The 20567-nt window shown below is 46.7% G+C and carries 16 protein-coding genes; 5 read left to right on the plus strand and 11 right to left on the minus strand.

What is annotated here, in order from left to right:
• Window positions 1-22 precede the first annotated feature (22 nt).
• Complete coding sequence (rplC, locus tag R3B84_05830) at window positions 23-724, plus strand: 50S ribosomal protein L3 (protein MEZ6140073.1); 702 nt, start codon at window positions 23-25, stop codon at window positions 722-724.
• A gap of 3 nt (window positions 725-727) precedes the next feature.
• Here the strand turns inward: rplC and R3B84_05835 are convergent, their stop codons facing one another.
• The 4 genes from R3B84_05835 to R3B84_05850 are packed head-to-tail and all read right to left on the minus strand — an operon-like array spanning window position 728 to window position 5100.
• Window positions 728-2155, minus strand: a complete 1428-nt coding sequence (locus tag R3B84_05835) for an amidohydrolase (protein MEZ6140074.1) — start codon at window positions 2153-2155, stop codon at window positions 728-730.
• A 24-nt stretch (window positions 2156-2179) separates the two neighbouring features.
• Entirely contained in the window at window positions 2180-3043 is an 864-nt protein-coding gene (locus R3B84_05840) for a CDP-archaeol synthase (protein MEZ6140075.1), read from the minus strand.
• Window positions 3044-3045: 2 nt separating this feature from the next.
• Window positions 3046-3768: an isoprenyl transferase gene (locus R3B84_05845; GenBank protein ID MEZ6140076.1), complete on the minus strand. Its 723-nt coding sequence runs from the start codon at window positions 3766-3768 to the stop codon at window positions 3046-3048.
• 33 nt (window positions 3769-3801) lie between these two features.
• Window positions 3802-5100 carry an adenylosuccinate synthase gene (locus tag R3B84_05850; GenBank protein MEZ6140077.1) on the minus strand — a complete coding sequence of 433 codons (1299 nt, stop codon included), beginning with the start codon at window positions 5098-5100 and terminating at the stop codon, window positions 3802-3804.
• Window positions 5101-5694: 594 nt separating this feature from the next.
• Between R3B84_05850 and R3B84_05855 the strand changes: the two genes are divergently transcribed.
• Window positions 5695-6972 carry a hypothetical protein gene (locus R3B84_05855; GenBank protein MEZ6140078.1) on the plus strand — a complete coding sequence of 426 codons (1278 nt, stop codon included), beginning with the start codon at window positions 5695-5697 and terminating at the stop codon, window positions 6970-6972.
• Between the two features lie 6 nt (window positions 6973-6978).
• Complete coding sequence (locus R3B84_05860; protein ID MEZ6140079.1) at window positions 6979-8298, plus strand: S1C family serine protease; 1320 nt, start codon at window positions 6979-6981, stop codon at window positions 8296-8298.
• Window positions 8299-8329: 31 nt separating this feature from the next.
• On the opposite strand, the gene R3B84_05865 is transcribed toward R3B84_05860, so the two are convergent.
• The 3 genes from R3B84_05865 to R3B84_05875 are packed head-to-tail and all read right to left on the minus strand — an operon-like array spanning window position 8330 to window position 10343.
• On the minus strand, window positions 8330-9046 hold the full coding sequence (locus tag R3B84_05865) for a carboxypeptidase-like regulatory domain-containing protein (GenBank protein MEZ6140080.1): 717 nt from the start codon (window positions 9044-9046) through the stop codon (window positions 8330-8332).
• Window positions 9043-9468, minus strand: a complete 426-nt coding sequence (locus R3B84_05870; protein MEZ6140081.1) for a hypothetical protein — start codon at window positions 9466-9468, stop codon at window positions 9043-9045. Before R3B84_05870 ends, R3B84_05865 begins: the two co-directional genes overlap by 4 nt.
• A complete protein-coding gene (locus R3B84_05875; protein ID MEZ6140082.1) occupies window positions 9462-10343 on the minus strand; it encodes an FAD-binding protein in 882 nt (293 codons plus the stop codon). Before R3B84_05875 ends, R3B84_05870 begins: the two co-directional genes overlap by 7 nt.
• A gap of 96 nt (window positions 10344-10439) precedes the next feature.
• Here R3B84_05875 and R3B84_05880 point away from each other — a divergent pair, with 96 nt between their 5' ends.
• Window positions 10440-11624 carry an alanine--glyoxylate aminotransferase family protein gene (locus R3B84_05880; GenBank protein ID MEZ6140083.1) on the plus strand — a complete coding sequence of 395 codons (1185 nt, stop codon included), beginning with the start codon at window positions 10440-10442 and terminating at the stop codon, window positions 11622-11624.
• On the opposite strand, the gene R3B84_05885 is transcribed toward R3B84_05880, so the two are convergent.
• Together R3B84_05885 and R3B84_05890 are read right to left on the minus strand one after the other, a co-directional pair.
• Window positions 11625-12278 (minus strand): GDSL-type esterase/lipase family protein, encoded by a 654-nt coding sequence (locus tag R3B84_05885; protein ID MEZ6140084.1) that lies wholly within the window; start codon window positions 12276-12278, stop codon window positions 11625-11627.
• A 106-nt stretch (window positions 12279-12384) separates the two neighbouring features.
• Window positions 12385-13194 carry a DUF481 domain-containing protein gene (locus R3B84_05890; protein MEZ6140085.1) on the minus strand — a complete coding sequence of 270 codons (810 nt, stop codon included), beginning with the start codon at window positions 13192-13194 and terminating at the stop codon, window positions 12385-12387.
• Window positions 13195-13269: 75 nt separating this feature from the next.
• Here R3B84_05890 and R3B84_05895 point away from each other — a divergent pair, with 75 nt between their 5' ends.
• Complete coding sequence (locus R3B84_05895; protein ID MEZ6140086.1) at window positions 13270-13626, plus strand: hypothetical protein; 357 nt, start codon at window positions 13270-13272, stop codon at window positions 13624-13626.
• A 96-nt stretch (window positions 13627-13722) separates the two neighbouring features.
• Here the strand turns inward: R3B84_05895 and uvrA are convergent, their stop codons facing one another.
• Window positions 13723-20190: an excinuclease ABC subunit UvrA gene (gene uvrA / locus R3B84_05900; protein MEZ6140087.1), complete on the minus strand. Its 6468-nt coding sequence runs from the start codon at window positions 20188-20190 to the stop codon at window positions 13723-13725.
• Window positions 20132-20563: a hypothetical protein gene (locus tag R3B84_05905; GenBank protein MEZ6140088.1), complete on the minus strand. Its 432-nt coding sequence runs from the start codon at window positions 20561-20563 to the stop codon at window positions 20132-20134. The genes uvrA and R3B84_05905 overlap by 59 nt, the downstream gene beginning before the upstream one ends.
• Between the last annotated feature and the right edge of the window lie 4 nt (window positions 20564-20567).

Here is a 20567-nt window from a genome sequence, read left to right on the forward strand (position 1 = left end):
AATCTCAATTGGGAGATCCTGGATGTCTATCGGGTTGCTTGGAACAAAAGTGGGAATGACCACTGTCTACACACCAGAAGGTCTGGCAGTACCTGTTACGGTATTGCAACTGGGCCCATGTCCCGTGCTGCAGATTCGGACTGAAGAACGAGATGGGTATCATGCCGTTCAATTAGGTTATCGCGACCGTAAACGGAATGCAGCATCCCGCGCAGAACGTGGTCACGTAGCTAAGGATCTGGAGTCGAAACGACGTAAATTGCGTCAGGGGATTGAGTTACCGCCGAAAGCGGATTGTGAACCACAAGCCTTCGTGAGGGAATTTCGTTTTCTGGAACCCGTATCTGGTCTGCAGGTTGGCGAAAAACTGGATGTTCAAACTATTTTTGCAGATGTCAAGTCTGTTGACGTTATTGGCACCACCAAAGGTCGTGGTACCGCAGGGGTAATTAAACGCCACGGTTTCGGTGGGATGCCCGCAGCTCACGGTGCTAAGAAAGTTCACCGCCAGCCTGGTTCGACAGCATCGTTAGGTAGTAACCGAGGTACTGGTCGTACCAAGAAAGGGAAACGTCTTGCTGGTCGCTACGGTGCAGAACGAGTTACCATCCGCAACCTGAAAGTAGTGCAGATCGATGCTGAACAGAATCTGTTGCTGGTCAACGGTGCTGTTCCCGGTTACAACGGCCAGTACGTCATGGTTCGCAGCACGAACAAGTTATAAGAATTATTGCCGTGGGGGATTGCGATAATCCAACGGCGGCTTTTGGTTTTTGCCGATCAATGGCTCATATTTTCGCTCACCCAATTGCACACTCAGTTCTTTTTTTGCAGCAGCAATCACTTCCGGTTGCATTAACAGATCCCATGCACTGCAGGCCATTGTTTTTGCTGCCAGTTGCATTCCCTGTTTACCAATTGTTGTGCCACCTGCTGCAACGGCCTGCCACGAGTGGGCTGGTGTGCCAGGAACATAACATGCCGTGGTGAAGCCAGCCGTAGGGACCACCCAGGATACATCTCCCACATCGGTTGAGCCTTTAGTGAGTTTTCCTGCGGAGAATTCGACGCTTTTGATGCTGTCCAATGTCACTTTGGTGTCCAGGTGCTGCTGCATTCTGGTAGCAAAGCGAAAATCATCTTCCGAATATCGAATCTGATTTAATTTTTTCAGATTTCCAGCAATCACATCGGAGAGAGTACGATTAGGCAGCAATTCCTTTGTGCCTCCTAATTCGACGATTTCCAGCCTTGTTTCTGTCGCCAGTGCAGCTCCCTGAGCACATTTCAACAACCTGGGATAAATTTTTTGAATTACTTGCGAGTCTGGGTGACGAACGTAAAAGAAAACTTCGGCGAATTCCGGTACAACATTCGGTGCATTCCCCCCACCATGGGTGATTGTGTGGTGAATCCTGGTAAAATCAGGACAGTGCTCCCGCAGCAATTCTGCTGCATGGGTAGTTAAAGCCACACCATCCAGGGCAGATCGCCCAGCTTCCGGTGAGCCTGCTGCATGGGCCGCCTTGCCATGAAACCGAAATTTGACAGCAATCCGCGACAAACATGTATTGTCTCCCGCTGAATTTTTGGACGAAGGATGCCAGTGTAATACTACATCGCAATCTTCGAAGAGGCCGGCACGTACCATGAACGCCTTGGCAGATCCACCTTCTTCTGCGGGACAACCATAAAATCGAATGGTACCATTAATTTTTTTTAACCGAATTTGCTCCCCCAGAGCAATTGCCGCAGACATAGACGCGGCACCGAACAGGTGGTGTCCACACGCATGCCCATAACCATTTCCTTTGCGGATTTTTCGTTCTGGTACCGCTTCCTGTGCCAATTCTGGAAGTGCGTCATATTCACCTAAAATTCCAATCACTGGTTTGCCGGAACCAATCGTAGCTGTGAACGCAGTGGGAATCTCTGCTACCCCGAACTTAATTTCAAAGCCAGCGTTTTCGAGCTCTTTCGCCAGTAATTTGGTACTTTGAATTTCCTGATAGCCAGGTTCAGCGAATTCCCAGATCTTTTGAGCGATCTCCCATGTGGATTTTTCACGCGAATCAACTGATTTGATCAGCTCGTTGTGATCTGCAGACAAGGGGGATACAAAGAGCAGGAACGGAAAAAATGAGTTTTTACTCATCAAGTGCCTCCGGTGGTGGAAAAATTAATGAAATATCAGCCACAAGTACCCAATCGGTGCGGCAAAAAGCAGAGAATCGATCAGATCGAGCACTCCACCAAAGCCTGGGAGTGTGCGTGAGGCGTCTTTTTTTCCTAATTCTCGCTTCAGTAACGACTCTGCTAAATCACCCAATACACCCGCCAACCCCACTGTCACACCAAAAAGTGTTGATTGCAAAATAGAGAGTGCCGTGGGTAAATAAATCTGGGAAAAAACCACGGCAAAAACTGTGCCAATGATCATCCCGCCACAAAATCCCTGCCACGTTTTTTTCGGGCTTAGTGTGGGGGCCATTTGCTTTCTGCCAAGAATCTTACCTGTAAGAAACTTACCAGTAAAGTATGCACCGATATCATTTGTTTTGGGAACGAATACGAGTAGACCCAATGCCAGCAAGGCTTTTTCGGGTGAAAACCAGCGTGCCTGAATAAAAAATGTGGGCAGAATCCCCAGATAAATCAACATAAACGCAGTAAAACCCACTCGAAAAAGCACATTGGGGCGTTTTCCATAGCAAAACATCTCCAAAACCAGCGTCAGAATGGTGAATCCCACCAAAATGGCAAGTTGCACCGCCAGAATCTGTTCTGTGGGGAAGGGGATCTCTCGAAAACTGTTTACCCAATTCGCGGCAATGTGGGCACCTACGCCCAGGTATTGGATACCAAAGTATGGGCGATCACTTTGGGGCAACAACATGATCAGCTCACGTGTCGCGAGCAGTAATGCCACCGAAATAGTACAGAAAAAGACGGGATAGTATGGTTGGCCCCACGAACCCTCTGATAAAAGTACGATCATTAAGGCAATGAGAATCAGCCCCATCCATAAGCGATGAATCAGCATCTTCAGGACTCTTGTGTCGTCAGGCCACCATAGCGTCTTTGACGGTGGCCATAATTATTCAAAGCTTCATGAAACTGTTGAGTGGTGAACTCTGGCCAGCATGTCTGAGTCACCCAGATTTCTGCATATGAAATTTGCCACAGCAGAAAATTACTGATTCTCAGTTCGCCAGCAGTGCGAATCAGTAAATCCGGATCAAGCATATCGCTCGTGTATAAATGTTTGCTGATGGTCAATTCTGAAATTGCATCTGGTGCTATTTCATTCCGCTGAACTTTTTCTGCAATCTCGTGCACTGCATCAACAATTTCCTGCCTCGATCCATAATTAATTGCTAATGCAAGGATCATACCCGTGTTGTCGCTGCTTAATTGTTCGTTGATTTCTATTTCAGCAACAATCTCTTGGGCCAGATCCTGTCGTCTGCCAATCATCCGAAAACGGATATTATTTTTTTTGATGGTTTCTCTTTCCTGCTGCAGGTATTGCAGCAGAAGACCCATCAGAAAATCAACTTCTTCTTTTGGTCGCTTCCAATTCTCAGAACTGAAACTGTACAAGGTTAATTGGGCTAGACCTAATCTGCTGGCTTCTTCAGTGATCGTGCGTACCACTTCAGCACCCTGCAGGTGGCCATGAATTCTGGGAAGCCCTTGTTCTTTGGCCCAACGGCCATTGCCATCCATGATGATGGCAACATGTGCAGGAAGCTTTTCCGTTAACATAAGTAAGATCCTACAATTGGCGGCAGGGATGGTTTAGTCGATGATGATCGTCTGGTCGCGATCAGGTCCAACAGAAATAGTCTTCACTGGCAGCCCCACCAGTTCACTGATCCGTTGAATGTACCTTTGTGCCTGCGCGGGCAGATCGTTTAGTTTTTTCACATGAGTGATTTCTTCTTTCCAGCCTTCCATCACTTCGTATTTTGGTTTACAGTTTTCCAGGATGTGGGCATCACTGATGAATGATCGCCGCACAGCACCATCCAATTCGTATCCGACACAAATTTTGATTTCTTCAAGACCAGACAGCACATCCAGCAACATCACCGCCAGTTCATCCGCGCCCGCAATTGCTGCAGTATAGCGGCAGGCTACCGCATCGAACCACCCACAGCGACGTGGGCGCCCGGTAACCGTACCAAATTCGCGACCTTTCTGGCGGATTCGCTCACCAATACCAGTGGGGCCATCGTCCAATTCTGTCGGAAAGGGGCCATTCCCCACTCGGGTAGTGTAGGCCTTCAAAACGCCAATGATTTTGCCCAACATTTTTGCAGGCACACCTGTTCCTGGCCAGATCCCGGATGGTAAGCTCGAGGAGCTGGTCACATAAGGAAATGTACCATGGTCCAGATCCAACAAACTTCCCTGTGCCGCTTCAAACAACAATCGTTTTTTGTCTTGCAAGGACTGATGGAGGTATTGCACAGAATCGGTTACATACGGCTTTATCGCTTCGCCATATTTGCGGTATTCATCATACACTGCTTCCAGATGTAATTGTTGTGGAGTGGCACCTTCCGGCGTAAATGTCTGGAAAATGGCATTTTTGTAAGCAATGATTTTCGCAAGTCGCGCTTTCAAGTGCTGTGGATAAAGCAATTCCCCCACCCGAATGCCATGCACGCGACCAGCTTTATCCTGATAACAAGGTCCAATACCTCGCCCAGTTGTGCCAATGGCTCCTGATTTTTCCGTTTCTGTCAGCTTGTCTTCGATAATGTGGTAAGGAAAAATCACGTGGGCATGGTCGCTGATCAGCAAGCGATTGGTGACGGAAATACCACTTTCTTTCAATTGCTCGATCTCCTTGAGCAACTGTGGTGGATAGATTACCACTCCGTTACCAATAACCGCCTGCAGGTGTGGTTTCAGGATTCCAGTCGGCAAAATGGAAACTTTAAATGTTTTATCGCCATGGACAATCGTATGCCCGGCATTATTTCCACCGTTATAGCGGACAACAATATCGTGGTTTGCACCAAGAATATCGACAATCTTTCCTTTGGCTTCATCGCCCCACTGCAAACCCACCACACATGTTGAATGCATGGAATCCCCTACCTTTGTCAAACAAGAACCATTAAGAACTCGCATCAACTGATTAATTTATGGATAAATGGGAGTTTTTCAGGTTTTCCGGCAAAGAAAGGCGTTTCAAATTCTTGAAGAAATCTGCAACCAATCAACTGATTTCGATTACAAAAATCCAGGCCATAGTGGATATGGCAATGGATAAACGAAAGTCGTACGCAGGACCACTTTTAGATGGTTGTGCCGGCAACCATCGCTCCCGCGCAGGCGGGAAACCAGTTTAGTTACTGAAATTCACTGAAGGTTCAAATTAAAATGCAGCGATTTCATTAGATGAGAAAAACAACAACAGGTTAAGAAATGCGTTGTTGTAAAGGCTGAGTTACGAAAAGGAAAATTAGTTTGTGTATCAGTAATTGATGCAGCTGGTATTATTTACAGAAATATTTCCATTTTGTGCAAAATATGCTTGACAGGCATGAAACGGTTGAAGTAACCTAACGGATGTCTAATCCAAAAAAATTATGAGTCCACCACATGAATTTGTCCCCCCCCCCCCTCCAGAAATTAAGAAGAACTCTACAGTTGGAGTACTTAGAAGAACGAACTGTCATGGACGGTGATCCGATTACGGTAACGCTGGATCCTCCCGGCCCACCACCGCCACCACCTCCTCCTTCAATGTCATTCCTAGTAAACACTTTAGAAGATACACACGACGCTGATTTAACTGATGGAGTTGCACTTGATGCCAACGGCATGACCTCACTGAGAGCAGCACTTGAGCAATCAAATGAAACAGCAACAGGCTCAATAATTCAATTTGACACTCAGCTAGGAATTAATGGGGATGCTGTTATCGAACTGGTTGGTAGCAGGTTAGTTATCGAAGCGCCTACTCACATCAAAGGATCGAGTGGTTTTCGAATAATAGTTACTCTTAGCAATGGATTGCAGAGCAATCTGTTACGTATTGATATGGTGGCTGGTGAACAATCAATAATTGAGCACATTAATTTCGAAGGTGGATACACAGTTTTTAATGGTGGCGCGATTTATCATGATAGTGGTGAATTGATTTTAAATGATGTAATACTTGCAAACAATTACACATCTGGCAGAGGTGGTGGCATATTTGTATCGGGTAATAATACTAAGCTAACATTAAACGGAGTAGCTATCATTTCGAATATAGCCGAACAAGGCGGAGGAGGAATCTACTCTGAAGTTGGCTTTACGGCGACTTATTCACAAATTGCCTTAAATCACTCGGATGGCAATGGTGGTGGAATTCATACAGATGGTGCAACATACTTAAACAATGTTGAAGTTAATGGAAATTCATCTGGTGCTAACGGGGGAGGTATATATCATAGTAGCCTCTTTGGTCCAGAAGCATTAGTTATCAATAACTCTACGATAGAAAGCAACACTGCATCCGGAGATGGTGGCGGAATCTTTCAAGCAGGTTTGGGTTTCAGTTCAATTTCAATCAATAACACATATATTATATTAAATCATGCATACAATGGAGGCGGAATTTACTTTCAGAATACAGGTCACATACAGAATTCATTTATAGATAACAATGTCGCCAACAATGGTGGTGGAATTTGTAACGAGCAGGCAGACCTTTCTGTATCTAATACAACTTTTATTGGAAATTGGGCTTACGAATACGGCGGTGCATTGTATTTGTTAGTGGGCTCAAGTGTCTTCTCGGAATGTATCTTTAGTAACAATTTGGCAGGGCTTTCATTTGGTGCAGGTATGTATGGTGCTGATGTTGCTTTGAAAAATATAGGGGTCGGCCAATTTTCATGGCCATACTATCTTTTTGAGAACTGCTATTCAATTGAAGGTTTAGATATTGTTTGGGATCCAAGGTAATAAAATATGAAGTTGATTGGTTCGATTTTGCTGATTCTACTATTGCAAAATTTTATTATTGCGCAAGACATAGTCGCAATACCGCACCCCCTCCAGCTTCCTGAGCAGCTAAAAACTCAAATTCTGGATGGCAAAGTAAAAAGTGCAGATTATCGAACATTTCTTTCACAAAGTGTACACAACCCGACACTTTTGCGTTCGTACCTTCTGGAATTACAGCATACCCCTACGGTATCACTGGGACTTCGAACCATTGGAGCAAACGCTTTTTTTGACCGCGATGAGAACTACACATACTTCAGAAAATTGTTTGCAGAAAGACGAGTTGATTTTGTGAATGAGATAGTTGCTTGTGCTGGCACTGATGAAGTGCTGCTTGAAGCAGCACGGAATACGATATCCTTACAGGTGCAATTGTATGCTGAAATAAACAAGATTCGCTTGAGCATCAATCAGAACATCGATCGGTACGACAGTATTTTTCCAAAATCGTTGATTGAACCCGAAAACGCGAACAAATTAGTATTTGTTCGTCCTCAGCAAAACTTGCTTTTCGATCCATTGGGTGCTTTTGTTTCTTCACCAGCTTGCTATGGCGACAAACGAACAGGTGCTCACAAATCGATCTTATTCGGTTTTGATGAGTCTCAATACGCAATTACCAGAGCACCGCCAGTTTTTTCGAAGACAATAATTTTAGCAAATCAACCAGTGCAGTTTTTTGGGTTGAATCGTGTGTTTACTGTCATTGATGGAGATTGTACTCTTGATAAAATAAGTAGTAATGGTATACAGTCTTATAATCGGGTAGATTATTCATTAATGATCGTAAACGGTGATTTGAATTCCAGGATTGGTTTTCCGTGTGCTACGTTCGCGGTAATCAATGGAAACGTAAAGATTGAGCAAACATCTTCTGTAGAGTATCACCCTGCTTACTCAATGCTTTTTTCTAAGGGCAAGCTATCCAGCGACAAAGACTACGATTCCAAGAAGTATTTATGTCATATGGAGCCAGAATGCAAGAAGCTCCCTTTGGGAATCCGTTTTTTCGAACTGTCCGACGTGGGGCTGAAATTAGCTGTCAAAGATGGTGTTGTAACGATTGCTGAACTAAGCAAAGAGGGCTTCATGGCCAAGACATTTCGACCAGGGGATACTTTCAAGCGTGTGAATGGCATCAAAATCAACAACGAACAGGATTTACGTCGTCAGATGCGTTCCACCGTGGTGTGGGATGGCGGGATATTCGAAATGGAACGTGCTGGCACCACCCAGACCTATCTTGTCAAACCGAACTACTTCGATCTCAAGCCAAAAAAATGAAAACTCCTTTCACTTCTTTTGCCGATGACCTTTAACGTGTATTAAGCAACAAATCGATTTTGGCAGGGAAGTCTTTGAGTTCAAATTTTAACGGGGTACTTGAAGCAAGGCCATATTCAGCAGGAATCGCATAATTTTTGGCCGAATCGGAAGTGACCAGCACCAGATAATTTCCTTTGGCCAATTCCTTGATCTGGTAGCCTCCCTGTTCGGTGGTTTGGGTTTGGTAAACTCGTGGCGGGTTTGCACCGAGCGTGACATACCAGATGGTGGCTTTGGGAATTGGTTTGCCATTCAGCAGCAATTTGCCCACCACACCCTGATCGACATCTTTGACTTGTGGCACCATCGGAGTTTTTTTCTGTTGATCAGGCACATTTCTTGGTGGAATATCAACCACTTCTACTTTCGATCCGGTGGATTTCTTGCGAAGTTCTGTTCGCACTTCTTCGATCAGTTCGTGCATCAGAAAAGCTTTTTTGGCCATGCTTTGTTCAACGTCAATTTTCTGAGTACGTTCTGCAATACGTTTTTGCAATTCTGGACGATGTTTTAAGAAACGTGCTGCAACTTCGAGCCCCCCTTGAAACATACGGTAACAACTCAATGGGTCGCCATCGTTGTATAATTTTGCACCACGGTCATGGATATCTCGTAGTGATTCCGAAGCGAGAATGTCTGTTTTTACCGATTCTTCTTCAGCGGAAACAACGGCACAAAACATCAACAGGATCGTCAGTACTTTCATCGATTCGTACTCTTTGGTTGAACGGGGTTTTCCAGGCTCTCTGGGCGATTACGAAAGATTAATTTGACTTCGATCATCCCTTCCGGGTTAACCGAAACCGATTGGACCTGTTTCACTTTTGGGTGTCTTGCAAACGATTGATGCAGCGTAATCGTTAGTTGTGGGTCGAGGAGTTGCTGTCGATCTGCGATCGCACCAATGTAAAGGATTTCCTGCAGAAAATCTTCTCTTGTTGATCCATCAGGTATCGGCATCAGCAGGCGATCATGTAGTGGAACAGAATAACGGTTGGCGTGCACGATCCGGGCATGCAATTTTGGCTGCAGAAGATCCCAGGTCGCCAGCCCAAGCACTGGCAACAACATGCCGAAGCACACTCCAGTCAGTTGCTTCCACGGAAATGGCGGCTGGGGTTCTACCACACACCTAACTCCTGTTCCAATTCGACACCAGCGTGCTGGCGGACACTGGTGCGAGTTGCTTCAATCAGTGTGAGAATATCATGCGATGTCGCACCTGCATTTGCAACGATATAATTTGGATTCCGATCACTTAAGTATGCTTTACCCGCTTCTTTAATCACCAAAGGTGTACTTTCAATCAATCTGCTGGCAGAAAACCCTTTCGGATTTCGAAACATTCGTAAATGATAATTCCCTGCTGTGGGTAGTTCTGCTTTGCGGTTGATCCAGGAACGCCTCATCCGTTTCAAAATCGAATCTGCAATATCAACATCCAGTTGAAAATCGACATGCAGGATTATTGGTTCTTCGATGTCACTTGCCCGCTCGCCAAACCACAGTTCGGAACGATCTTTCCGCTGAATGACACCGTCTTTCGTTACCACTGTAATCGATCGCAGGTGATCGGCTATTTCGCCTTTTCGATCGCCTGCATTGTACCTCAGCGCCCCGCCAATGGTGGCTTTGATACCAGCGAGAGTTTCCAGGCCAGCAAGATGGTGCTGACAGGCGCTACGGATGACATCAAACAGAATTGCACCAGAACCCGCAGTGAGTATCGTATCCTTGACAGAAATGCTGGTAAATGCCGGTTTGGTCAAACGAATCACAAATCCTGGCAAACGATGTTCTTTGATAACGACGTTGGTGCCAAATCCGAGGAGTCTAAAGGGAAGATTGGCAGTTTGGGCAAATTGCACAATCTGAACCAGTTGTTCCACAGTTTCCGGTGTCGACAGATATTCTGCTTCTGCGTCTGTTCTTAAATAACTGTGGGGTGCCAAGGAAGCATTTTCTTCCGTAAATGACCGAAATTCTGCGGGGATCGCCATCATCCTGTTCCTAGGCTCCAGTACTCTGGGTGCGTCCTGGACTGCAAATGCAATCTTAAACAAAATCATATTATAACGCCATATTTCTCAACATAAAGGATGAACTTGAAACTACATTGGAATACACCAAATCGTTTACTGTTAGGACCCGGACCAAGTGACGCCCACCCCCGGGTATTGCGGGCAATGGCCACACCTTTGCTGGGGCACCTTGATCCTGCATTTCTGACATTACTCAACGAAACACAGGAGTTACTGCGGCAGGTTCTGGGCACCACCAATCCCTTGACGCTACCAATCAGTGCCACCGGAATGGCCGGGATGGAGACTTGTCTGGTGAACTTAGCGGAAAAAAGTGAAAGAATACTCATTTTTCGCAAAGGATTTTTTGGATCACGGATGGTAGAAATTGCCCAACGTGTCGGTGGGGAAGTTGTTGTGATTGATGCACCGTGGGGTGAAGTCTTTTCATTGGAGACAATTGAAGCGGCAATTGTTGCCCACAAACCACAGATTGTGGGAATCGTCCATGCAGAAAACTCAACAGGTGCCCAGCAGCCACTTGAAGGGATTGGGGAACTTTGTCACCGATATGGAGCTCTCCTTCTGGTGGATGCAGTGACTTCGCTCGGTTGTACTCCAATCAATATGGATGAGAACGAGATTGATGCACTCTATTCCTGCACTCAGAAAGGTTTGGGCTGTCCACCTGGCTTGTCTCCGGTCAGTTTTAGCCCACGTGCTGCGGAAAAAATCGCCAAACGCACTACCAAACCACAAAGCTGGTACTTTGATCTACAACTGATCAACAATTATGTGGCGGGTGATCGACTTTATCATCACACTGCACCCATTTCGATGATTTACGCACTAAGGGAAGGTCTGGCGATTGTACTGGAAGAGGGTCTGGAAACTCGGTATCAACGCCACCGACTCAATCACCTTGCATTAAAGGCAGGGTTAACTGCCCTGGGATGCCAGTATTCTGCAAATCCGGAACACGGATTACCGCAACTGAATGCGGTTTATATTCCCGCGGGTGTCAATGATGTTGAGTTTCGCAAGCAATTGCTGAACTATTTCGGCATTGAAATCGGTGGGGGGTTGGGTGAGTTTAAAGGAAAAGTCTGGCGAATCGGCCTGATGGGCTACAACAGCAAACCAGCCGCTGTGTATTCGTTGCTCAATGCGATGGAGGTATTGTTGTTGAATGCTGGCATTTCAATTATTGCCGGTTCCGCAAGTGCCGCTGCTACAAAGGTTTACGCTGAACAAATGAAGTGATTATTTGCCAGACTTCATCGCTTCACGGAGTTTGGCAGTCCAGATCTCATATCCTTTTGGCGACATGTGGAGACCATCTTTCACAAATAAATTGGGATCTGGTTTTCCATCCATCAGCATCCCTGGTACCACATCCACATAAGTGAGGCGTGGTTCTTTTTCGCAATATTCCCGAATGAGCAGGTTCACCTTCGATTGGGTCTCAAACTGATTCCAGCGGGCAACACTGGGCTTGATGCAGATAAAATACAACTGACATTCGGGCAACGATGCGTGCAGAATATTCTGAAAAGTGATGAAATCCTCATAAATCATCTCGGGAGCACGCTTGGAATTCACATCGTTGTCGCCTGCGTAGAGGACTACCGCCTTCGGCTTCAGTGGGAGAATGATACGGGCAAAAAAGGCAGAACTGTCGCGGATTTGTGACCCACCAAAGCCACAGTTAGTGGCATTCCAATCTGGGAACGATTTTTTCAAATCCCACAAGCGAGTGCTGGAGCTACCCGCAAAAACAATACCACCTTTTGGTTGATCAGACTTGGTAATTCTTGCTTCAATCCCCTGGATTTCTTTTTCCCATGTTTTCTCCCGACTGCGAAAATCAGCACCAGCACAGACCACAATGAGTGCGAATAGGGGGATGGCTTTCATTTTATTCTCATTTTCTCTAATAATTATTGCTTCAAATTAATCGAAAATGACAGATACTTCAAGAAAAATGAGATCGAAAAATGTGTTGAATTGAGCTAGCAGTTGCCTAGCCGAACCGCCAGAGCAGGGTCATGAAGTAGTCCAGATCGTTTCGTTCCGTCATAGAGCCTGGGTTGCTGTCGTACCGGTTTTGTGCCCCGAGTCGCAGCGTGATGTTGAGTTCCTGATCAAGTAAAATTTCGATTGCAGCCCGGCTGCGAATACGAAAATCGGATGGACGATCCAGTTTTGGATAGTAGTCTGTGCTGAATGTGAACGAGGTGCGATCTGACAGTTTCTGCTCGAAATCACCCCCCAGAATCCCTTCAGGCTCCCACCGATCGTTGGGGCCGCCGAATTCTCGAGTAGCACCAGCACCAGCCCGTAGTTTTAACGATGAAAACTCATCCTGGTAAGCCAGAAAAGACAAACCAGAGTGAACCGAGACGCGAAAATCGACTTCACGAAATTCATCGTATTCTATCTGAAGCTGTCCAAACCATGCCAGACCATCATAAAACGGATATTCGTCACGGAACGTGGCCAGCGCCTTCGATTCGTTGCGAATCCCTTCTTGTTGTGCTAACCCATAAAAGGCGTTGGCGATAAAAGTATTTTCTGGCGTTTCGTACTTAACATCACCACCAACACGAACCTTCAAAATCCGTGTGTTCCCTTCTGTACCATTCACCCCAAATTCGGCACCACCTGTCCATGGACTTCGGTAGCCACGGTCACCCGGTGTGATTACCCGCCCATCTGGTCCTAAAATCGGTCCACCCAAAGGTTTGGGTGTGGCAAATTCAACCCCATCAAACTGCGCAAACAGTCCTGTTGTGGAGAGGCAAATCAGAGCAAACGCGATCAATCGATCCATTACCAGTCGCCCATCTCAATAGAAAACTGGCAGATAACCTGTTACGGTTTAAATGAAAAGATCAGTTTGCTCGTGATGAAAAACAGGAAAACGGGACACGATCAGAAAAATGAAGTTGCTTTCATTAATCTCTGGGTTCATTTGGCAACAAATTATTGGTTACAAGTGCTGCAGGTTGGTGGGGTGTACGATGGCCGGAACGATGAATCGCCACAGCAACGGCGGTTGAGACAACCGGTAGAGCTGATAATGAACGCAACGAATGCCAACAGCACAAAAATACGAGTTTTTTTCATTATTTATCTCTCTGTTAAAAAAGTAACTTACTTTCCAAGTACATTATTGTGGGTCATTCAAGGGACGCATGAAGTCCCACAGTTTGCACTTCTTACAATCAGGTTAGATCCAAATGAATGGGATTGCAAAAGGTAAAATTGGGTAATTCAGCACAATTCCAACACCGTCTTGAAGGTGTATCGATTGCAACGGTTCTAATGACATCGTTGGGGTAAAATGGGTTGTACGGGCCTAACTTTTTGATCGGGACGATGCTGCACGTTGCAATGTTTTGGCGAGTTGTTTGTTCTTCAATTGAGATAATTTGCTGAATTGCAACTCAATTGCTTGATCCAGGCTCTTTTTCTGTTCTGTGATCTCGGTGTGGTCGCCAATTCCTTCCAGCATTGCCAGATTAAACGTGCCTGCAGTGGCATTCAGCCGAACGCTGATGTGGGCCGGAATCTTTGTCTTGATATAGCCCAGGGTGGTGCTGTCACCAGAAATCCGAAAGCTGACCATGTCCCGTGTATCCCATTTCCAATCCACATCATCCAGATTGTCGTTCACATATTTGATTAATTCCTTCAGTAATTCCACAGGCCATTTCGCTTTCTGACGTGGGGGGAATCCTTTTTCAGACAAATGCCATTTTTCACCATGAACCTTCCATGGCATGACATCTTCCGGTGATTGCTGCATCGTTTTCAGATTCCTGTGAAAACCTATTGCAGCTTTCTGCACAAAGTCCCGAAATCCCTCGTGGTCAATTTCGCTGAAGCTGTTCACCAAAATCCAAACTTCCTGCCATGGACCTTTGCGATCAGCCACTTGAATACGAGATTCTCGATTCAATACCGGAATATTCATTTCCTGTAGTGGTTTCAACTTTAACAGTTTTTCCACTTCCGCCAGGCTGAATGTGCGTTTTGCCTGACGAAAAACCAGTCGCACAAACCACTCCATACCAGTGTGAGCATGAAAAAACCACCCTTTGGACGCCACTGGTGCGGCAATTTCAACAACCGACCTTTCTTTCCAGTTGGTGGGGGAAAACTGTTCAAGTTCATGAATCAACTCTTCGGTAAATGTCAGAATTTTTCCATCCCATCTGGCGGCTAGCCCTGTCGTAGTCACCCGTTCCTGGGTGTGCCAGCGTTTTCCATCAGTTTCCCAGGGGAGTTGGATGTCGGCACCCACTTTTTCCAATTCAATATCGTTGGGTTCTACAGATGATTGCTCATTTACATCAAATGGCTTCCGATGAACGTGCGGACCTTCTGCCAGAACTTCGTGTAAATGCAAGCCAGTATATGCCGTTGGTAATGATTTTTTTTGGGCTGATTCAGCGTAAGTGCATAATTCTTCAGGGGTTCCAGCGAATACAAGTTGCCCACCTGCAGATCCGGCCTCTGGGCCAAGTTCAATTGTATAATCAACCGATTTTATAACATCAAGATTATGCTCGACCACGATCACGGTATTACCAAGATCAACCAGACGGTGCAGCACTAAAAGCAGTTTGCGGGTATCGTCGAAGTGCAAACCGGTTGTTGGTTCGTCTAAAAGGTACAGAGTTCTGCCAGTGCTTGGCCGGGCCAGTTCTGCAGCTAATTTAACACGCTGTGCTTCCCCACCTGATAACGTGGGTGCTGGTTGCCCCAATTGCAAATATTCGACCCCCACATCGATCAGTGTTTGCAGGATGTGGCGTATTTTGGGGATGTTACTGAACAGCTCACGGCTTTCTCCGATGGTCATGTCCAGCACATCTGCGATGGTTTTGCCTTGATAAGTCACTGCGAGGGTTTCTGGATTGTATCGTTTGCCGTTACAAACATCACAAGTTACCCAGACATCGGGCAAAAAGTGCATTTCAATTAGTTTCTGGCCGTTCCCCTGGCAAGTTTCACAGCGCCCACCCGGTTGGTTGAAACTAAATCGACGGGGTTGATATCCACGCACTTTCGCATCTGGCATTTGTGAAAAAAGCTGGCGAATGAGATCAAACACACCGGTAAACGTGGCGGGATTTGAACTGGGCGAATTGCCAATCGGCTCCTGTCCCACATTGATGATTTTGTCAATCTGCTCAATACCCTGGATCTCATCGTGGATACCAGGTGTCACATTGCTGCGGTGGAGTTTCTTGGCAAGCGAATTATAAAGCACTTCATTCATGAGTGTGCTTTTTCCTGACCCACTGACCCCAGTAACGGCAATAAAAGCACCAAGTGGCAGTTCAACCGTGATATTTTTCAGGTTATGGTGACGGGCACCCACAATTCGCAGCTTGTTATAATGCTTCAGGTTTGCAGGCAATCGGCGGTTCGTGGGTACAGGTATCGACTTCTCACCACTTAAGTAATTCCCGGTCAAGGACTTAGGCTTTTTTGCGATCTGTTTCGGTTCACCAATTGCGGTAATTTCACCCCCATGAACACCCGCGGCTGGCCCAAAGTCAACAAGATAGTCTGCCGCACCAATTACTGCTTTTTCGTGCTCTACCACGATCATGGTGTTGCCCAGGTCCCTTAGCTTGAGCAGTGCTGTCAGCAGGCGGGCATTATCACGTGGATGTAAGCCAATCGTCGGTTCATCCAGTACGTACAGTACACCCGTTAAACCGCTGCCGATCTGGCTTGCCAAGCGAATGCGCTGGGCTTCCCCACCGGAAAGTGTGGGACCAGACCGGCTGATTGTTAAATAATCCAGACCCACATCCAGTAAAAAGCGCAGGCGTTGAGTAATTTCATTCAACAAGTCATTGGAAACAGTTCGATGAGATCTTTCTAATGAAATATCTTTAACAAATTCGTAGCAATCCTGCACCGTCCGATTGCATAGATCACCAAGTGTCAGGTTTGCCACTTTCCAGGCACCTGCATCGCGACGTAAACGCGAACCTTGACAAGCAGTGCAGGGCACTTCATCAGTTAAATGAGATAATCGTGCCCGATAACTGTAACTTACCCGTGTGGTTTCATCCAGGGCGGGGTAAATGCCCTTATAACGGAACTGGATTGGCTTGCCATAACGATCTTTCAACGTCAGCCATTCATCCCCACTGCCGAACAGGATGACCCGCTGTACTTCCTGTGGCAGTTCCCGCCAGGGAGTTCGAAGTGAAAATTGAAAATGATCCGCAATTGCCTGGAGAATCTGGAAAAACCGTTTGTTAACTGCTTCAGGAAAAACTGCAATCACATGGTCATGGATTGACAAGGTATCATCACGCACAACGACGTTTAAGTTGGCACCTTTCTGTACACCCAACCCTTCGCAAGTGGGACACCACCCGAGGGGACTGTTAAAGGAAAAGTGGTGTGGATTGAGCTGCTCGAAACCTTTTCCACACTGCAGACAGGCCAATAATTGGCTGAATCGCTCAATTTTCCATGAAGTTTCAGGAATATGTTCGTTATATAACGCAACATGCATTGTGCCTTGGCCGAGGTTTAAAGCCTGTTCGACGCTATCCGTGATCCGGGTTCGTTGTTTTACCTGGATCGACGTGCGATCCACCACCACTTCTACCTGGTGCTTCCGTCGATGATCAATCGGTGGGGGAGTCTCTAAAAGGTGCGTCGTACCGTCAATTCGTATGCGATTGTAGCCTGATCTTCGCACATCTTCAAAAATGGCATCATATTTTTCGTTCGATTTCCGCGAAATCGGTGCCAGAATGTAAATCTTTGTTCCTTCTGGGAAACCTAGCAAGCGATCAACAATCTCATCCACGGTCTGGGTGCCAATCGGCAGGTGGCAATCAGGGCAGTGGGGCTCTCCAAAACGAGCATACAGCACTCGCAGATAATCGTAAATCTCGGTAATTGTACCTACCGTAGATCGGGGGCTGCGGGCTGTTGTTTTCTGTTCAATGCAAATCGCGGGAGATAAGCCACGAATCGATTCAACTTTCGGCTTTTGTACTTGCCCAAGAAACTGCCGGGCGTAGCTGGACAGAGATTCCACATAGCGTCGCTGGCCTTCGGCGTAAATGGTATCCATCGCGAGACTGCTTTTGCCCGACCCGCTTGGCCCGCAGAAGATCGACATTTTGCCACGTGGAATATCAACCGAGACATTTTTCAGATTGTGTTCAAAGGCTCCCTGAATTTCAATGAAATCGAGGTGGCGGCTGCTCGGTTTTTTGCCTTTTTTGGTAATGTTGGATCGGTGAGCTGTCTTGGGATCCAGGTGATGTTTCAGTGCCTGACCCGTGTGGGATGCCTTACACATCATTAAATCTTCCGGAGTACCGGTAAAGACAACGCTTCCACCTCCGCTGCCACCTTCAGGCCCCATATCGATCACCCAGTCGGCAGTTTTAATAACATCAAGGTTATGTTCGATCACCAGCACCGTGTTGCCGTTGGCAGCAAAATTATGAAGAACCTCTAATAACTTACGTATATCCTCAAAATGCAATCCGGTGGTGGGTTCATCCAGGACATACAACGTTTTACCTGTCCCCGGGCGGCACAGTTCTTTGGCCAGTTTGATGCGTTGGGCTTCTCCACCGGAGAGAGTAGGGGAAGGTTGGCCAAGTTTCATGTAATCCAGCCCCACATCGTGCAGGGTTTTCAGCATCGTGCGGATTTTCGGCACATGTTCAAACAGTTCCAATGCCTGCTGAATATCCATTTCCAGAATATCGTGGATTGTTTTGCCTTTATAACGAATTTGTAATGTTTCACGCGTAAACCGTTTGCCTTGGCACACTGGGCACGTAATCCAGACATCGGCAAGGAAATCCATCTCCAGTTTGTTGGAACCGTTCCCTTCGCAGGCTTCACAACGCCCACCGGGCCGGTTGAAACTGAATCGGCCGGCTGTATATCCACGTACTTTCGCATCGCTCATCTCTGCAAACAACGCGCGGATTTCATCAAATACTTTGATGTAGGTAGCAGGATTTGATCGTGGGGTTCTTCCAATCGGCGTCTGATCAATGCTGATAATTTTGTCAATCAGTTCCGCCCCAAGTACTTGCTCAACAAGGATATCCGAAGATTCTGTGCTTTCTGATTCCTGATCTTCAATGCTTTCTTTGGCACCCATTTTCTGAGAGAGGGCACTGAGCAATACATCGTTAATCAGAGAGCTTTTCCCTGACCCACTGACACCAGTGACCAGCACAAATAACCCCAGGGGGATATCGACGCTAACCCGTTTCAGGTTGTGGTGGCTGGCATTGCGAATGCTGATTTGTTGCCCATTGGACACCCTGCGTGTGGTGGGCATTGGGATTTCGCTTCGCCCACTCAGATAGTTGCCTGTCACACTGGCTTTGTTGGCAATAACCTGTTTCGGAGTACCGCTGGCAATAACCTGTCCACCTTTCACTCCAGGTCCAGGTCCGAAGTCGATTAGGTAATCAGCAGCCCGTATAGTCTCTTCATCGTGTTCGACCACCAACAAAGTATTGCCCATATCCCGCAATTGCAGCAAACTGTCCAGTAGGCGGGAGTTATCACGTGGGTGCAGCCCAATTGACGGCTCGTCCAGAATATATGTGACACCAACCAAGCCACTACCAATCTGGCTGGCAAGGCGAATCCGTTGGGCTTCCCCACCGGAAAGCGTGGGGGCAGAACGGTCCAGGCTCAGGTAGTGAAGGCCCACGTTCAGCAAAAACATGATTCGGGCCTGGATCTCTTTTAATAATTCCTTCCCGATGATCAGATCGATCCCTTTTAAGGACTGCTGCAATTCTTTCAGCCAAGGGTGAAGATCACCCACCTGAAGTTCTCCCACCTCAATAATTGATTTGCTACTGAGCTTGACAGAACAGGCGAGTTGATTCAGTCGGGCTCCATGACAGGTGGGGCATTTCATGATTCTCATATATTTTTCAAGTTGTTTTCGCCTTGGGCCTGCCGTATTTTTGCGAAAACTGGCGGTTAACTGTGGGATAATTCCTTCCCACACAGCAGCATGTTTCCACTGGCTACCACGTGATTTCCATGTAAAAACAATCTGCTCTTTGCCTGCACCATACAGCAGCACGTGCTGCTGCTCTGTGGTGAGTTGATTCCATGGCGTTTTGAGATCAATTCCGAAATGCTGTGCCACTCCGTCGTAAATGTGTTTTCGCCAACGCCCCATGGCACTGAGTTTACCAAGGGTGACAACAGCTCCTTTGTAAAGAGAAAGAGATTCATCCGGAATGAGTAGTTTCAGATCAAAGGTGTATGCCGTGCCGATACCATCACAGGTAGTGCACATTCCATGGGGACTGTTGAAACTGAAAAGCTGGGGTGTAGGCTGTTCGTAACTGAGGTTACAGGAAGTGCAGGCAAAGTGCGATGATAGCAGTATCTCTGAAGATTGTCCTCCAGATTCATTTTCTGGCACTTCCTGATCAACCAGCACCATCCCTTTGCTCAGGAGTAGCGACTGTTCCACCGCTTCGGCAATTCGAATTCGTGAGGAATTGTTCACAACAATTCGATCGATGACTATCGAAATATCGTGTTTCAGGCGTTTGTCGAGCTTTAATTCGTCTGACAATCGAACGATCGTCTGATCGACTTTGGCCCGCACGTATCCTTTTTTCAACATTTCAGCAAATAAGTCTTTAAATTCCCCTTTTTGCCCACGAATCAGTGGTGCGAGCAACGTAATTCGACTTCCCGCTGGCAGCGCACAGATCGATTCAACAATGTGGTCGCGACTTTGAGCGGTAATTTTCTTCCCACATTGGGGGCAGTGCATTTGCCCCATGCGAGCATAGAGCACGCAAATAATCGGAAATTTCGGTAATAGTGCCTACTGTGGAGCGCGGATTGCGGCTGGCTGCCTTCTGCTGAATGCTGATCGTGGGGGATAATCCACCGATATAATCCAGATCCGGCTTGGGTAGCTGGCCCAGAAATTGGCGGGCATAACTGGATAGTGATTCCACGTATCGTCGCTGGCCTTCTGCGAAAATCGTGTCGAACGCCAGCGAAGACTTCCCCGAACCACTGACACCCGTCAGAACGGTTAAGGCATTCTTGGGTATAGCGACATCAATTCCCTGGAGATTATGTTCCCTGGCTCCACGCACCACAATCGCGTTACTGGTTTGTGCCTGTTCGTTCTGCATTCGG

It is taken from the genome of Zavarzinella sp., assembly GCA_041399155.1.
Taxonomy (GTDB): Bacteria; Planctomycetota; Planctomycetia; order Gemmatales; family Gemmataceae; genus JAWKTI01.